At 58.8% G+C, this 14,583-nt stretch carries 13 protein-coding genes; 9 read left to right on the top strand and 4 right to left on the bottom strand.

The annotated features are described in order from the left end of the window. Window positions 1-118 precede the first annotated feature (118 nt). The gene (sucD, locus tag LDN84_RS21365; protein WP_223905743.1) at window positions 119-1,012 is read right to left on the bottom strand and encodes a succinate--CoA ligase subunit alpha; all 894 of its coding nucleotides are present in this window, start codon (window positions 1,010-1,012) and stop codon (window positions 119-121) included. Between the two features lie 57 nt (window positions 1,013-1,069). Next, a complete protein-coding gene (gene sucC / locus LDN84_RS21360) occupies window positions 1,070-2,233 on the bottom strand; it encodes an ADP-forming succinate--CoA ligase subunit beta (protein WP_223905741.1) in 1,164 nt (387 codons plus the stop codon). 161 nt (window positions 2,234-2,394) lie between these two features. On the opposite strand from sucC, the gene argC reads away from it, so the two are divergent. Beyond that, a complete protein-coding gene (gene argC, locus LDN84_RS21355) occupies window positions 2,395-3,336 on the top strand; it encodes an N-acetyl-gamma-glutamyl-phosphate reductase (protein ID WP_223905739.1) in 942 nt (313 codons plus the stop codon). A gap of 215 nt (window positions 3,337-3,551) precedes the next feature. On the opposite strand, the gene LDN84_RS21350 is transcribed toward argC, so the two are convergent. After that, window positions 3,552-3,929: a hypothetical protein gene (locus LDN84_RS21350; protein ID WP_223905737.1), complete on the bottom strand. Its 378-nt coding sequence runs from the start codon at window positions 3,927-3,929 to the stop codon at window positions 3,552-3,554. A 229-nt stretch (window positions 3,930-4,158) separates the two neighbouring features. Here LDN84_RS21350 and LDN84_RS21345 point away from each other — a divergent pair, with 229 nt between their 5' ends. Beyond that, a complete protein-coding gene (locus LDN84_RS21345; RefSeq protein WP_223905735.1) occupies window positions 4,159-4,890 on the top strand; it encodes a response regulator in 732 nt (243 codons plus the stop codon). Further along, window positions 4,881-6,230: an ATP-binding protein gene (locus LDN84_RS21340; RefSeq protein ID WP_223905733.1), complete on the top strand. Its 1,350-nt coding sequence runs from the start codon at window positions 4,881-4,883 to the stop codon at window positions 6,228-6,230. Before LDN84_RS21345 ends, LDN84_RS21340 begins: the two co-directional genes overlap by 10 nt. 49 nt (window positions 6,231-6,279) lie before the next feature. On the opposite strand, the gene LDN84_RS21335 is transcribed toward LDN84_RS21340, so the two are convergent. Further along, window positions 6,280-7,215: a helix-turn-helix domain-containing protein gene (locus LDN84_RS21335; RefSeq protein WP_223905731.1), complete on the bottom strand. Its 936-nt coding sequence runs from the start codon at window positions 7,213-7,215 to the stop codon at window positions 6,280-6,282. A gap of 111 nt (window positions 7,216-7,326) precedes the next feature. On the opposite strand from LDN84_RS21335, the gene LDN84_RS21330 reads away from it, so the two are divergent. The 6 genes from LDN84_RS21330 (at window position 7,327) to LDN84_RS21305 (ending at window position 14,582) form a co-directional block, all read left to right on the top strand. Next, entirely contained in the window at window positions 7,327-8,109 is a 783-nt protein-coding gene (locus LDN84_RS21330) for an SDR family NAD(P)-dependent oxidoreductase (RefSeq protein WP_223905729.1), read from the top strand. A 5-nt stretch (window positions 8,110-8,114) separates the two neighbouring features. Next, window positions 8,115-9,740, top strand: a complete 1,626-nt coding sequence (locus tag LDN84_RS21325; RefSeq protein ID WP_223905727.1) for an AMP-binding protein — start codon at window positions 8,115-8,117, stop codon at window positions 9,738-9,740. Then, window positions 9,733-10,491 carry an enoyl-CoA hydratase/isomerase family protein gene (locus LDN84_RS21320; RefSeq protein WP_223905723.1) on the top strand — a complete coding sequence of 253 codons (759 nt, stop codon included), beginning with the start codon at window positions 9,733-9,735 and terminating at the stop codon, window positions 10,489-10,491. Before LDN84_RS21325 ends, LDN84_RS21320 begins: the two co-directional genes overlap by 8 nt. Window positions 10,492-10,508: 17 nt before the next feature. Beyond that, window positions 10,509-11,645 carry an acyl-CoA dehydrogenase family protein gene (locus tag LDN84_RS21315; RefSeq protein WP_223913234.1) on the top strand — a complete coding sequence of 379 codons (1,137 nt, stop codon included), beginning with the start codon at window positions 10,509-10,511 and terminating at the stop codon, window positions 11,643-11,645. Between the two features lie 82 nt (window positions 11,646-11,727). Then, window positions 11,728-12,546 (top strand): enoyl-CoA hydratase/isomerase family protein, encoded by an 819-nt coding sequence (locus LDN84_RS21310; RefSeq protein ID WP_223905720.1) that lies wholly within the window; start codon window positions 11,728-11,730, stop codon window positions 12,544-12,546. Beyond that, window positions 12,543-14,582, top strand: a complete 2,040-nt coding sequence (locus LDN84_RS21305; protein ID WP_223905717.1) for an oxidoreductase — start codon at window positions 12,543-12,545, stop codon at window positions 14,580-14,582. The genes LDN84_RS21310 and LDN84_RS21305 overlap by 4 nt, the downstream gene beginning before the upstream one ends. Window position 14,583: the final 1 nt, after the last annotated feature.

Genomic DNA, 14,583 nt, shown 5'->3' with positions numbered 1-14,583 from the left:
AGTTTCTGTAATGATGGCATGGTCTTGCCATAAACAAAAAAGCCGGATTGTCCATCAGATGGGCATCCGGCTTTGCATGACACTGCATATGTAATGCAGTGTTCATCACGATCTCCGATCAAAGCATGGCTTTGAGCAACTTGGCCATTTCAGAAGGATTACGCGTCACTTTGAAGCCGCATTCTTCCATCACAGCGAGCTTGGCTTCAGCCGTGTCCGCGCCACCAGAGATCAAGGCACCGGCGTGGCCCATACGTTTGCCAGCAGGTGCAGTTACACCAGCAATAAAGCCAACGATAGGTTTCTTCATGTTGAGTTTGCACCAACGGGCTGCTTCAGCTTCATCCGGGCCGCCAATTTCACCAATCATGATGACTGCATCCGTATCAGGATCGTCGTTAAAAGCCTTCATCACATCAATGTGCTTCAAGCCATTGATGGGGTCACCACCAATACCGACAGCGCTGGATTGGCCCAAACCAATTTCAGTCAGTTGCGCCACGGCTTCATAAGTCAACGTGCCAGAGCGGCTGACCACACCAATGCGACCCTTGCGGTGAATGTGACCAGGCATGATGCCGATCTTGATTTCGTCCGGGGTGATCAAACCGGGGCAATTGGGCCCGAGCAACAAAGTTTTCTTGCCGCCAGCGGCTTCCTTGGCCTTCATGCGGTTACGCACTTCCAGCATGTCACGAACCGGGATACCTTCGGTGATACAAATCGCCAGATCCAGGTCGGCTTCAACAGCTTCCCAGATGGCTGCTGCTGCACCTGCGGGTGGCACATAGATCACGCTGACAGTGGCACCGGTTTCAGAAGCAGCTTCTTTGACTGAGGCGTAAATTGGGATGTTGAAAATCGACTCGCCCGCCTTCTTGGGGTTCACACCCGCCACAAAGCAGTTCTTGCCGTTGGCGTATTCCTGGCATTTTTCCGTATGGAACTGGCCAGTTTTGCCGGTGATACCTTGGGTGATGACCTTGGTGTCTTTATTGATGTAGATCGACATGTTTTTTCCTAATCAGTAGGGAGCAGAACACCGCGCAACGTGGTTCTGCCCGGCAAATTACTTGGCTACTGCCTTGACAGCGGCTTGTGCAGCCTCTGCCATGGTGTCCACGGAAATGATGGGCAGACCGCTTTCGGCCAGCATTTTCTTGCCCAATTCCTCGTTGGTACCTTTCATGCGCACCACTAGTGGCACATTCAGGTTGGTCGCCTTGCAGGCGGTGATCACGCCAGTGGCAATGGTGTCGCACTTCATGATGCCGCCAAAGATGTTGACCAGAATGGCCTTGACCTTGGGGTTCTTCAACATGATCTTGAAGGCTTCCGTGACCTTTTCAGGAGTGGCGCCACCGCCCACGTCCAGGAAGTTGGCCGGCTCAGCGCCAAACAACTTGATGGTGTCCATGGTGGCCATGGCCAAACCTGCACCGTTCACCAGGCAGCCAATGTTGCCGTCCAAGCTGATGTAGGCCAGATCAAATTTGCTGGCTTCAACTTCTGCCGGGTCTTCTTCATCCAGATCGCGGTAAGCCACGATCTCTGGGTGACGGTAAAGCGCGTTGGAGTCAAAGTTGAACTTGGCATCAATGGCTTTGATGTTGCCGTTGCCTTCGAGAATCATCGGATTGATTTCCACCAAGGCTGCATCGGTTTCCATGTAAACCTTGTAAACCTTTTGCAGGACATCCACCGCTTGTGCTGTAGAGCCTTCGGGTACGCCAATCGCGTTGGCCAGTTTGGTGGCTTGTGCTTCTGTCAAGCCGGTCGCTGGATCAACAATCTCGGTGATGATTTTTTCAGGCGTGGAATGCGCCACTTCTTCAATGTCCATGCCCCCTTCGCTGGAGACGATCATGGCCACACGCTGTGAAGCCCGGTCAGTCACTGCAGACACGTAGTATTCTTTTTTGATGTCTGCGCCATCTTCAATCAGCAAGCGGCGTACCTTTTGGCCTTCTGGGCCAGTTTGGTGTGTGACCAGTTGCATACCCAGAATTTCACCAGCGAGTTTTTTCACGTCGTCAATGGAGCGCGCCAACTTGACACCGCCGCCCTTGCCGCGTCCACCTGCGTGGATCTGAGCCTTGACAACCCAAACCGGGCCGCCGAGTTTTTGTGCGGCTTCCACCGCTTCTTGAACGGTGAACGCTGCAATGCCGCGTGGCACTGGCACACCAAATTGACGCAAGATTTCCTTGCCTTGGTACTCGTGAATTTTCATGAGCTCTCTCTCAGGAATAAAGGGTGGGATTGTCAGCTGGAATGTTCCGCAGAACAGTCTCAGCGACACCAGACGATGCAACACGGGACTGTATCATGCTGATTCATATCAATCTTGTGCAAGTCTTACAAGCACCTCTCTTTTCAAGACGCGAGTTCATAATGCAAAAAATCTTCATTGATGGCGAAGCAGGCACCACCGGTTTACAAATTCGCGAACGTTTGCAAAAGCTCCCAGATATCGAGCTGATCAGCATTGCACCAGAGCGGCGCAAAGACCCGTTGGCCAAGCTTGAGTTGATGACACAGGCCGATCTGGTCGTGTTGTGCCTGCATGACGATGCTGCCATTGAGTCGGTGGCCATGGTGGACGAACTCATTCGCACCACCGGGCAACCCGGCCCCAAAATCATTGATGCATCTACCGCACACCGCACCACAAGTGGCTGGGTTTATGGTTTTCCTGAGTTGACTCTGGGGCAAACCGAATGCGTGCGCCAAGCCCGGCGTGTGGCCAACCCCGGTTGTTATGCCACCGGGGCCATTGCGCTGCTGCGTCCACTGGTGGACGCAGGGCTGATTCCGGCTGATTTTCCCTTGTGCCTGCCCTCTGTCAGTGGTTATTCCGGCGGGGGCCGCCCCATGATCGAAGCCTATGAGCAGGGTACGGCTCCCGCCTTTGAACTGTATGGCTTGGGTTTGAAACACAAACACATCCCGGAAATCATGGCCTACACCGGCCTGACCCGCCGCCCGCTGTTTGTGCCATCGGTCGGCAACTTCAAGCAGGGCATGCTGGTGCAAGTGCCGTTGCACCTTGACCTGTTGCCGGGTCAGCCCACGGCGCAAGACCTGCATCAGGCACTGGCCCAGCACTACGCGCAAAGCCATTGGGTGAAGGTGTTACCCGCCACCACAGACAACAAATTGGATGCAGTGGCCTTGGCTGGCACCAACCAACTTGAATTGCGTGTGTTTGGCAACACCGATGCCAGCGATGGATTCCGTCACGCCGTATTGGTTGCCCGTCTGGACAACCTAGGCAAGGGTGCAAGCGGTGCAGCCGTGCAAAATCTTCAATTGATGTTAGGCCTGAATCCATAAATCAGGCAGTTCTGCAGATGGCAATCCCCGTCGCTTGGGTCAACATGAGAATGTGCTGTGCTACTTGTCTGGTTATGCTGGGCAATGCCACAACCGGGGAAAGCCGTTCAAGCCAGATGCCGAATTGCCAGCTGGCTTGAATAGCTCAAATACTTACCAACACGTCTATCCGTAGTTCAACTCTGCCATGAGTCTTCCACACCACCGCTTCACATTTATTGAATAAATCCGCGGGCTTTCATTCGGTCACAGGCATTTTGGCGTGGGGTGAGCAGGGTGACCCCTTTTTCTTTGGCGCGTGCTTCCATAGCAGCATGTTGCTCTGTCTGCACCAGTTTGCATTCTTCATAAGTTTTGACCGCCCGCATCTTGGCTTGATTGGCCGCACGCTCTTGCGCAGTCATCAAGGTCCAGCCAGGGGTGTTGGTTTTGTCAAAACGCATGCCTCGCATGGCACCAGGACCCGTGCCTTGCATACTTGGCCCTGTGCCCATGCCGGGACCAGGGCCGACTTGGGCCACAACCACCGTTGTGAATGCCGCACCCAACAAGGTGGCGAGCGCAATATTTTTCAGAGTAGTCGAGGTTTTCATGATGGAACTCCTTAAATTAAGCCGTCATGGGAGGCCGGTTTTGCCTGCTTCCGTAAGCATTATTTAAGCGCACTTGTTGCCGCCCTGTGTTGCTGAAAATGCAAGATTTGCATCATCATGTTGCACTTTGGCCCTGCGTTACAGTGGGTTACAAAACTCGCTGGGCACACTATTTCAATGGGGTCAGATCTGGTTGTAGGCTTGATACCAAGGCAAAAAAAGTATTTCCATGGAACACAAAGATTGCATTCTGATCGTCGACGACGAGCCTGAAATTCGCCGATTGCTGGTGGATTACTTGGCACGTAATGGCTTTGAGGCCGTGGCTGCCCGTGATGGTCGTGAGATGTGGCTAATGCTGCAGCAGCATGCCGTGGATCTGCTGGTGCTTGATCTGATGCTGCCCGATGCCGATGGCCTGACCTTGTGTCGTGATCTGCGTGCCAAGTCCAGCTTGCCGGTGATCATGCTCACCGCGAGAGGGGAGGAAACTGACCGGATTATTGGCATCGAGATGGGCGCTGACGACTACCTGGTCAAACCCTTCAACCCGCGCGAATTACTGGCACGCATCAAATCCATTTTGCGCCGTACCCGGGCGCTTCCACCTAACCTGAAACCTGAGCCCGTGCGTTGTTTGGGCTTTGCGGGCTGGTGTCTTGACACCGCCGAACGCCTGCTGACCGCACCAGACGGTGTGGCAACGCCCTTGTCCGGTGGTGAATATCGTTTGTTGCGCATTTTGCTGGATCACCCTAACCGGGTACTTCATCGCGACCAACTCACCGAGTTGATCCACGGTCACGAAGCCGAAGCCTATGACCGAGCCATTGATGTACAGGTAAGCCGCCTGCGCCAACGCCTGCGAGATGACAGCCGCGAGCCGCAGCTGATCAAAACCGTGCGTGGGGAAGGTTATGTGTTGACCTCCAGCGTGAGCGCACTTCCAACATGCAGATAAATTGGCGTGTACTGTCATCCAGCCTGTCGGCACGCATGGCGCTTATTTTGCTGGCTGGTTTGCTGGCAGCTCAGGGGGTCAGCATCTGGCTGCAATGGAGTGAGCGTGCTACAGCGGTCACCCAGGCGCGTGGGATGCATGTGATGGACCGCATAGCCGAAGTGGTGCGTCTGCTCGAAGCCCATGCGCCGCAGCAGCGCCAATCGGCGCTTGCGGCCCTGCAGCGTGATGGCATGAATGTGGCTTTAATCACCGAGAGTCAGGCCCTGGCAGGCTCGCCACGTGAACCTTTGCAAGCCAACCTCAGTGAACGTCTGGGCAGCCCTCACGAAATACGTGTCATGGGCGGCTTGGGCCCTGGTATGGGGTGGGGTATGGGTGCCAGACCGCAGCACCTTGGCACCAACCGCAGTATGGATGTGCGTTTGGACGATGGTCAGTGGATTCGCATCACAGGCCGGTATGAGGTCAATACACCTGCACCGGCCTTGTCGGATGCATTAATCATTCAGTTGTTGCTTAGCCTGGGGCTTGTGGTGGTGGTGGTGGTGATTGCCATACGCCAGGCGACTCGGCCTCTTGAGCAACTGGCCAAAGCCGCCGACATGTTGGGGCGGGATCTTGATGCGCCACCACTTGCGGAAGAAGGGCCTGCCGAGACCCGACGCGCTGCTCAGGCTTTTAACCGCATGCAAGCCAAAATCAAACTGTTGGTTAGTGAGCGCGCCCGCGCGCTGGCGGCAGTGTCCCATGACCTGCGAACCCCATTAACCCGCCTGCGCTTGCGCACTGAATTGATCGACGATGAGACCCTGCGAAACCAGATGGCTGCAGACCTGGAAGCGATGGGTGCCATGATGGATGCCACGCTGGACTACTTGCGTGCCTTTCAAACCAATGAGGTCGTTCGCACCATTGACATCAATGCGCTGCTGGAAAGCATGGTGGACGATTCTAAAGTGCTGGGGCGCAGTATTCAAATAAACGGGCGTACAACCATGCCCTACCGCGGCAGATTGTCAGCCTTGCGCCGGGCGATGCAAAACCTGATTGACAACGCTTTCAAGCATGCAGGTGGGGCTCAAATTCGTGTGGAAGACAGTGCTTTGCGCCTGTGTATCACCGTGGAAGATCAGGGGCCGGGCATTGCCCCCGAAAACCTGGCAAAGGTGACCGATCCTTACTACCGCGTAGACAGTGCGCGCAGCCAAAAAGGCGACGGTGTCGGGCTCGGGCTGTCAATTGTGAAAGACATCGCACTGATCCACAATGGTGAACTGCTGCTGGCCAATAGACCCACAGGAGGGTTGTCTGCCACACTGGTTTTGCCACGCAACTGATACCCCCAACAAAAACCACGCTGCCCAAGCCGATTGATTCAACCATGCCTCAAGTGCGCATGGCTGAAGAGGGTGGTTCATCAGATTCTGGAATGCTCATGGCATCCATCGCCTTGACTCTGAATTCCCTTGGACTGAGGCCCGTGTGTTTGCGGAAAAACCGGCAGAAATAGGTTTCGTCGGCAAAGCCCAGCGTGTAGGCCAGCTGCTTGATACTGTTGCCGGTGTACACCAGCACCCGCTGGGCTTCGTGAACCATGCGGGCGTTGACCACGTCCAGGCTCGACATACCCAACACCTCGCGGCACAGGCGCGACAGCTGTCCGGGGGTGATGCCCAGTTGCCCGGCATAGTCGCCAATCGGCAAGTGTTTTTTGAAATCCGCATCTACCATGCTGCGGAATTTCTCAATCTGGGCCGACTTGCGCGAAGTGGCCTTGGAGGCAGAAACTTCGCTGACCCGTGTCAACCTGGCGATCTGGATGCAGATGGCGGTCAGCAGCGCCATCCCCGCCGTGACCTGACTTGCCGCCTGAATGTGTGCCTCCCGCTCGATGGCCAGAAACAGAGGCATGAGGGACTGCGCATGGCCGCTGGCTTTATCCAGGGCAATCACCGCAGGCTTGCGCAAACTGGCCAGCAAGTCCGGACTGGCCAGGCCAATCATCGATTCCAGGGGCCGCTGCGCAGCGGTGACCACCGGGCCATCCACATCCTCAGAAAAGTCAAATCCATGCACGGTTTGTGCAGGAATAATCACCAGACAAGGTGCACTGAAACTGGCTTTGGCATGGTCAAACAAGACCTCGCCCGAGCCTTGGGTCACATACAAAATCTGGATCAGCGCATCGTGTTGATGCGGCCGAATTTTCCAGTTGTACGGGCGAGAACGCTGCGGAATCCACTCAAAGTCAAACCAGTTCTGCCAGGCTGGCTGGGCTTGTACACCGTAAAGCGAGTAATTAGGGATAACCCTTGTAGCCACATGAACCCCTTGAAATGATGCACGAATTGTGCTGTGACGTGCGCGAATCGTCAAGCCACGTGCCACGCGCTCAACAAACAATGCCTCATCGACTTTCGAGGAGACAACAAGATGACGATGCGAGTCCTGGTGACCGGTGCCAGCCGCGGTATTGGGCGAGCCATTTGCCTGCGCCTGGCCAGCCAAGGTGCTCAGGTGGCCGCCTGTGGCTCAGCCCACGCTGATGAGCTGGACGCGGTCATTGCCGAGGCAGCCCCACACGGCGGCCATGTGCTGCCATTGCTGGGCAATCTGGCCGACCCTGCCACCCCCACCAGCCTGGTTGATCAAGCTGTGGCGGCTTTTGGCGGTCTGGATGCGGTGGTGTCCAACGCCGGGGTCTCACGCCCATCGACCTTGGCCCAACTGGAGATCGAAGACTGGGACTTTTTGTTCGCCGTTAATGCACGTGCGCCCTGGTTGCTGGCCAAGGCCGCTTACCCGGCTCTGCGTGAGAGTCGGGGCCGCTTGGTGGCTGTGGCCTCTATGTCGGGCGTGCAACCTTACCCCGGCATGGGGGCCTACAGCCCGAGCAAAGCGGCGCTGCTGATGCTGGTGCGCACGCTGGCGCAGGAATGGGCAGCTGATGGCATTCGGGTCAACGCGGTGTCACCCGGCCTGATCCACACCGCGCTGACCGCCAAGGTGTATGCCGATGCCCCCACCAAAGCCGCCCGCGAAGCCCTGGTGCCGATACATCACATTGGTGACCCGGATGCTGACATTGCCGGCATTGTTTCGTTTTTGCTAGCGCCTGACGCAGGCTACATCACCGGTCAGAACATCTTGGCCGATGGTGGTTTGATGGACACGGTGCATGGGCTGATTCCCGGCCGCCCGGCCACTGAAAGATAAATACCATGATCGATTTGAAACCGCACCCTGCTGCACGCGAACGCTATTACCAGGCAGGCTACTGGCAACACCATTCGCTGGCACAACGTATTGCCGCCAGTGTGGACACTTACCCCGACAAAACCGCCGTCAGTGATGCCAGCGGCCACCACATCAGCTACCGCGAGCTGGACGACCAAGCCTCCCGGCTGGCGGCCTTCTGGCAAGCGCGGGGTCTGGGAGTGGGCGACGTGGTCACCATGCACCTGCCCAACTGGTGGCAAACCGCCGTGGTGACTTTGGCGGCCTTCAAGCTCGGGGCGGTGATCAACCCCTTGCCACCCACCTACGGCTGGAAAGACCTGGCCTTCATCATGAACAAGAGTGGCTCCAAGGCGGTGGTGGTGGCGGGACACTTTCGCAGCGTCGATTACACCGAGCATCTGCAGCGTATTGCGCCGGAGTTGCAAGTCCAGCCCAGCATGGTGGTCATCCGTTCAGGCCAGGTGACCCTTGGCACACCCTTTGATGAAGCCGTCAGCGGCCCGCTGCTGGCGCAGGCCCATGATGCGGCGGCCGACGACCCGGCCCTGCTCTTGTTCACCTCGGGCTCCGAGTCCAAACCCAAAGGCGTGGTGCACACCCACAACACCGCTTTGTATGGCGAACGGGCCTTGTCAGACACCCTGGCGCTGGATCACCGTGATGTGTGTTTTATGGCTTCCCCGGTCACCCACACCAGCGGCTTCATGCACGGCATTTTGCTGACGCTGATGACCGGGGCCACGGTGTCGCTGCTGGACATTTTCAAGGGCGACACGGCGGTGGATCAAATGCTGGCCGACCGCGCCACTTGGACCATGGGGGCGACACCGTTTCTGAGTGATGTGGTGGACAGCCTGGAGCGCAGCGGCAAGCGCCTGCCCGACCTGCGCTACTTTTTGTGTGGCGGCGCGCCCATTCCTGAAGTGCTGGTGCGCCGCGCCCACCAGCTCGGGGTGCGGGTGATGAGTATTTATGGCTCCACCGAGAGCCCGCCGCACACAGTGACCTGGCCCACCGACCCGATTGAAGCCGCCTGGCAGTTTGACGGCCGCGCACTGCCCGGCGTGGAAGTCTGTGCGGTGGATGAAGACGGCAAACCCCTGCCACCCGGCCAACAAGGTGAGCAATGGTCACGCGGGCCACACGCCTTTTTGGGCTACCTGGGTGAACCTGAACTCACGGCCAAGGCACTTGATGCCGATGGCTGGTACCACTCGGGTGATCTGGCCACGGTGGGTGCACAAGGCGCGGTGCGTATTGTTGGGCGCATCAAGGACATGATCATTCGCGGCGGCCAAAACATCTCGGCGCGTGAGGTGGAAGACATTCTGCTGGAACACCCGGCCTGCCAGTCGGTGGCGGTGATTGGTTTGCCCGATGAGCGCCTGGGCGAACTGGGCTGCGCGGTGGTGGTGTGCCAGCCCGGCAAAACACTGGGGTTTGAAGAAATGAAGCAGTTCCTGATTGAGCGTGGTGTGGCGCGTTTCAAGCTGCCGGAACACCTGGTGCTGCGTGATGCCCTTCCCGCCACCCCGAGCGGAAAAGTCCAGAAATTCAAATTACGCGAAGAACTCAAATCATTGAATGGAGCAACTAGCCATGTTTAAAGTAGAAGACCTCGGCGCGGTGGTGCGTATCACCCTGCAACGCGCACCGGTGAATGCCATCAGCACCGAATTCATCGCCGGTTTTATGCAGGTGCTGGACGGCCTGGCCAGCAAAACAGACCTGAGCGTGATACACCTGCGCAGCGACCAAAAAGCCTTTTGTGCCGGGGCCGATCTGGCCCAGGTGCAAAGCTGTTTTGCCATCGAAGGTGGTGCTGATGTGATGCGGCAAAACATCACCCACTTTCACGCCCTGTTTGACCGCCTTGAAGCCTTGCCGTGTGTCACCCTGGCAGAAATTGGTGGCTCTGCTTTGGGCGGCGGCTTTGAGCTGGCGCTGGCCTGTGATTTACGTATGGCTTCCAGCAGCGCCAAACTCGGCTTGCCCGAAGCCAAGCTCGGCCTGATCCCCGGAGCCGGGGGCACACAACGCCTGACCCGCCTGTGTGGGCCAGGCATTGCCGCTCGCATCATTCTGGGCTGTGACGTGGTGGACGGTGCTACCGCTTGCCAATTGGGCATGGTGCAGTGGGCGGTGGCCCCGGAGAAATTGGCACAGGAAGCTGAAGCTTTGGCACAGCGTATTGCCAGCCAATCTGCACCGGCCCTGCAAGTGGCCAAACGCTGTATCGCCCAGGTGGGCACGCTGGCCCCCAGTGGGTTTAGCGCCGAACTGGACGGCATTCACAGCCTGGTGAGCACGGTGGAAGCGCAAACCCGCATCCAGGCTTTTCTTGCGCCACGCAACTGATCAGAAACCCCATGACCATCCTCACCCGCAACATCTTCAGCCCGGAGCACGAAGCCTTTCGTGACTCTGCCCGCCGCTTTTTTGAGCAGGAAGTCGCCCCTTTCCACAGCGCCTGGGAAGAGGCTGGCGTGGCCCCGCGCGAGGTCTGGCTCAAAGCTGGCAAAGAAGGTTTTCTGTGCACCACCTTGCCCGAGTCCTGTGGTGGCAGCGGGGCGGACCGGCTGTTTGCCGCCATCCTGATCGAGGAACAAGCCCGGCTCGGCCTGTCCGGCCCCGGCTTCTCCACCCACTCGGACATTGTGGCCCCCTACATCCTCAACTACGGCACGCCGGAACAGCAGCAGCGCTGGTTACCCGCCATGGCGCGGGGTGAACTGATTGGCGCGATTGTGATGACCGAGCCCAGCGCCGGCAGCGACCTGCGGGCCATGCGCAGCACCGCCATCCGCCAGGGTGACCAGTGGATTCTGAACGGCCAGAAAACCTTCATCACCAACGGCCAGTGTGCCGACATCCTGGTGGTGGCGGCCAAGTCCAGCCAAGACCCCAACTGCAAAGACCTGACCCTGTGGGTGGTGGAGGCCTCATCCCCCGGCGTGAGCCGAGGCCAGAACTTCAAAAAAATCGGCATGAAGGCCCAAGACACCTGCGAGCTGTACTTTGACAACGTGGTGCTGACCCAGCACCACATGCTGGGTGAAGAAAACAAAGGTTTTGGCCTGTTGGCCAAAGAGCTGGCCTGGGAGCGGCTGCAGATTGCACTGGGCGCAGTGGCCACCAGCAGCGCCGCGCTGCAATGGACGGTGGACTACACCCGCCAGCGCAAAGCCTTTGGCACCCTGATTGCCGACTACCAGAACACCCGCTTTCGCCTGGCCGAAATCAAGACCGAAATCGAGATTGCCCAGACCTTCATCGACCGCTGTTTGACCGAGGTGTGTGACGACCAGCTCGACAAAGCCGTGGCCGCCATGGCCAAGTACTGGTGCACCGAGCTGATGGGCCGGGTGCTGGACCAGTGCCTGCAATTACACGGCGGTTACGGCTACATGTGGGAATACCCGATTGCGCGCGCCTTTGCCGATGCACGGGTGCACCGCATCTACGGCGGTTCCAACGAAATCATGCGTGAATTGATTGCCCGCACCCTCTGAATTCAACATCAAATTGGCCTCTAGCGCTTACAGATATTGCGTAAGCAGCTATCAATTTAAATAACCCCCAGAAAGCATCCCCATGACCCCAACACCCTCCCCTACGGCCAGCAGCTGGCGTTTTATTGAAGTGCAGCGCGAAGGCGCGGTGGAATGGCTCACCCTGGCCCGGCCTGAGCATTTCAACTCACTCAACCTGGGCCTGACCGAAGAGCTGTACCACTACTTTGGCAGCCTGCCAGATCGCACCGATGTGCGTGTGGTGGTGTTACGCGGCGCAGGCAAACACTTCTGCGCTGGCTATGACCTGGACGATGTAGACCAGTTGACGATGTCACTCGACCAGGGGCTGCGGCTGCAGCGCCAGCTCTCGGCCGTGGTGCTGCGCATGCGCCGCTGCCCGCAGCCCATTGTGGGCCTGTTGCACGGCGCAGCCTGTGGTGGCGGTTTTGCACTGGCGCTGGGTTGTGATGTGCGTTTTGCCGCCCCCAACACCCGCATGAATGTGGCCATGGCCAAAGTAGGCCTGACCGGCTGCGACATGGGCATCAGCTACTTTTTGCCCCGCGCCGTCGGCCCAGCCGTGGCCGCCGAGCTGATGTACACCGGCCGTTTTGTCAAGGCCGAGCGTGCCCTGCGTATCGGCCTGGTCAACGACGTAGTGCCCGAAGAACAGCTGACCGAAACCGCCCAGGAATTGGTGCAAGAGATGCTCGCCATGTCCCCAGCCGGTTTGCGCCTGACCAAAGACGGCCTGGCGCTGGCACAAGAGACTGGCAACCTGGCCACCGTGATGGCGCTGGAAGACCGGGGCCAGACCCTGTGTTTTGCCGCCTTCATGCCAGAAGGCGTGGCCGCTTTCCGCGAAAAACGCGCCCCCAATTACGGGCCAGGCCAATGAACCCCACGCTTTACCCCAAGCTGTTGTCACCCCTGACGGTGCGTAACCTGAGCCTGCGCAACCGCATGGTCATGGGCGCCATGCACACCCGGCTGGAAAGTATGGACAAACCCGTGGAGCGCATCCAGGCGTTTTACCGCGCCCGTGCCGAGGGTGAAATCGGCCTGATCATCACCGGCGGCATTTCACCCAACCTGGCAGGCCGCATGGAAGACGATGCCCCCGCCATGACCGCAGATGCCGACCTGGACTGGCATCGCGCCATTGTGGACGCGGTGCGCGGCACAAGCACCCAGGTGTGTATGCAAATCCTGCACGCTGGCCGCTACGCCAAGTTTGACGGCTGCGTCGGCCCCAGTGCGTTGCGGGCTCGCATCAACAAGTTCACACCGCACGCACTCACAATCCAAGAGGTTTATGAAACCATAGCAGCTTACGCAAGTGCAGCAAGGGCTGCACGCGATATTGGCTACCATGCGGTGGAAATCATGGGCTCAGAGGGTTACCTGATCAACGAGTTCACCGCGCCTTGCACCAACCAGCGCACCGACGAATTTGGCGGCAGCTTTGAAGGCCGCATCCGTTTGCCCATTGAGATCATCAAAGCGGTGCGCCAGGCGGTGGGGCCAGACTTTGCCATCATCTACCGCATCTCGGCGCTGGATTTGGTCGAAGGTGGCATGACCGGCGAAGAAACGCTGGAACTGGCCCGCCGCGCTGAGGCAGCCGGGGCCGACATTCTGAACACCGGCATCGGCTGGCATGAGGCCGACGTGCCCACCGTGTCGCACAACGTGCCGCGCGGCGGCTGGGCTTATGCGGTGCGCCGCATCAAAGACGCGGTGACCATTCCCGTCATGGCCTCCAACCGCATCAACGACCCGGCGGTGGCTGAGTCCATTTTGGAATCAGGCCAGGCCGATCTGGTGTCGATGGCGCGCCCACTGCTGGCCGACCCGGACTTTGCCCGCAAGGCACGCCTGGGCCAGGCCCAGCGCATCAACACCTGTATTGCCTGCAACCAGGCCTGCCTGGACAACATCTTCAAACGCCAAACCGCCACCTGCCTGGTCAACCCGCGTGCAGGCCGTGAGCTGGACTGGGTGCTGCAGCCCGCCGTGCCAGTCAAACGCATCGCCGTAGTGGGTGCGGGTGCAGCGGGCATGAACTTCGCCTTCAACGCCGCCGAGCGTGGCCATCGGGTCACCCTGTTTGAGGCCGGGCCAGAGCTGGGCGGCCAGTTGCGGCTGGCGCGGAATGTGCCGGGCAAAACCGAGTTTGACGAGATGCTGCGTTACTTTCGCAACCGTCTGGCAGATGAAAAGGTGACGCTGCGGCTGAACTGCGCGGTGACCGCCGAGCAGTTCAGCCACGGCGATTTTGATGAAGTGGTGCTGGCCACCGGTGTGAGGCCACGCCAACCCGAGTTGCCCGGAATCCACCGGCCCGACGTGTTGCCTTATGACCAAGTGTTGTCTGGTGCGGCCCCGGTAGGTGCGCGGGTGCTGATCATCGGTGCCGGGGCCATTGCCTACGACATGGTGGAATTTTTGCTGGGCGACGCGCCCCACACCCCACCGGCGCTGGACGACTTTGCCGCCGAATACGGGCTGGACATCAGCGCCCAGTCTGCCGGTGGCCGCGCCCCCAAACCCGAGCGTCTGTCGGCCCGCAGACAAGTGACCCTGCTGCAGCGCAGTGACAAACGCCCCGGTGCCTCGCTGGCCATGACCACCGGCTGGATACGGCGCGACAAGGTGCAGCGTTTTGGCGTGCCGATCCTGACCGGGGTGAACATCCAGCACATCGACGATGCGGGCTTGCACTACGCATCAGCGGATGGCAGCGTGACCACCCTGCCGTTTGACACCGTGATCGTCTGCGCCGGGCAGGAGCCGGTGCGCGAGCTTGAAGCCCAATTAAAAAGTATCGCGCCCAACTTGCCGGTGCATGTGATCGGTGGCGCAGACAAGGCCGCCGAGCTGGACGCACGGCGTGCCATCGAACAGGCCAGCCGCCTGGCGCTGGAGATTTAAG

The organism is Rhodoferax lithotrophicus (assembly GCF_019973615.1).
Taxonomy (GTDB): Bacteria; Pseudomonadota; Gammaproteobacteria; order Burkholderiales; family Burkholderiaceae_C; genus Rhodoferax; species Rhodoferax lithotrophicus.
This window is presented reverse-complemented; position numbering and strand designations above follow the sequence as displayed.

Coding starts and splice junctions, on each gene's coding strand:
- sucD (WP_223905743.1), bottom strand. CDS start 1,012: ATGTCGATCTACATCAATAAAGACACCAAGGTCATCACCCAAGGTATC.
- sucC (WP_223905741.1), bottom strand. CDS start 2,233: ATGAAAATTCACGAGTACCAAGGCAAGGAAATCTTGCGTCAATTTGGT.
- argC (WP_223905739.1), top strand. CDS start 2,395: ATGCAAAAAATCTTCATTGATGGCGAAGCAGGCACCACCGGTTTACAA.
- LDN84_RS21350 (WP_223905737.1), bottom strand. CDS start 3,929: ATGAAAACCTCGACTACTCTGAAAAATATTGCGCTCGCCACCTTGTTG.
- LDN84_RS21345 (WP_223905735.1), top strand. CDS start 4,159: ATGGAACACAAAGATTGCATTCTGATCGTCGACGACGAGCCTGAAATT.
- LDN84_RS21340 (WP_223905733.1), top strand. CDS start 4,881: ATGCAGATAAATTGGCGTGTACTGTCATCCAGCCTGTCGGCACGCATG.
- LDN84_RS21330 (WP_223905729.1), top strand. CDS start 7,327: ATGACGATGCGAGTCCTGGTGACCGGTGCCAGCCGCGGTATTGGGCGA.
- LDN84_RS21325 (WP_223905727.1), top strand. CDS start 8,115: ATGATCGATTTGAAACCGCACCCTGCTGCACGCGAACGCTATTACCAG.
- LDN84_RS21320 (WP_223905723.1), top strand. CDS start 9,733: ATGTTTAAAGTAGAAGACCTCGGCGCGGTGGTGCGTATCACCCTGCAA.
- LDN84_RS21310 (WP_223905720.1), top strand. CDS start 11,728: ATGACCCCAACACCCTCCCCTACGGCCAGCAGCTGGCGTTTTATTGAA.
- LDN84_RS21305 (WP_223905717.1), top strand. CDS start 12,543: ATGAACCCCACGCTTTACCCCAAGCTGTTGTCACCCCTGACGGTGCGT.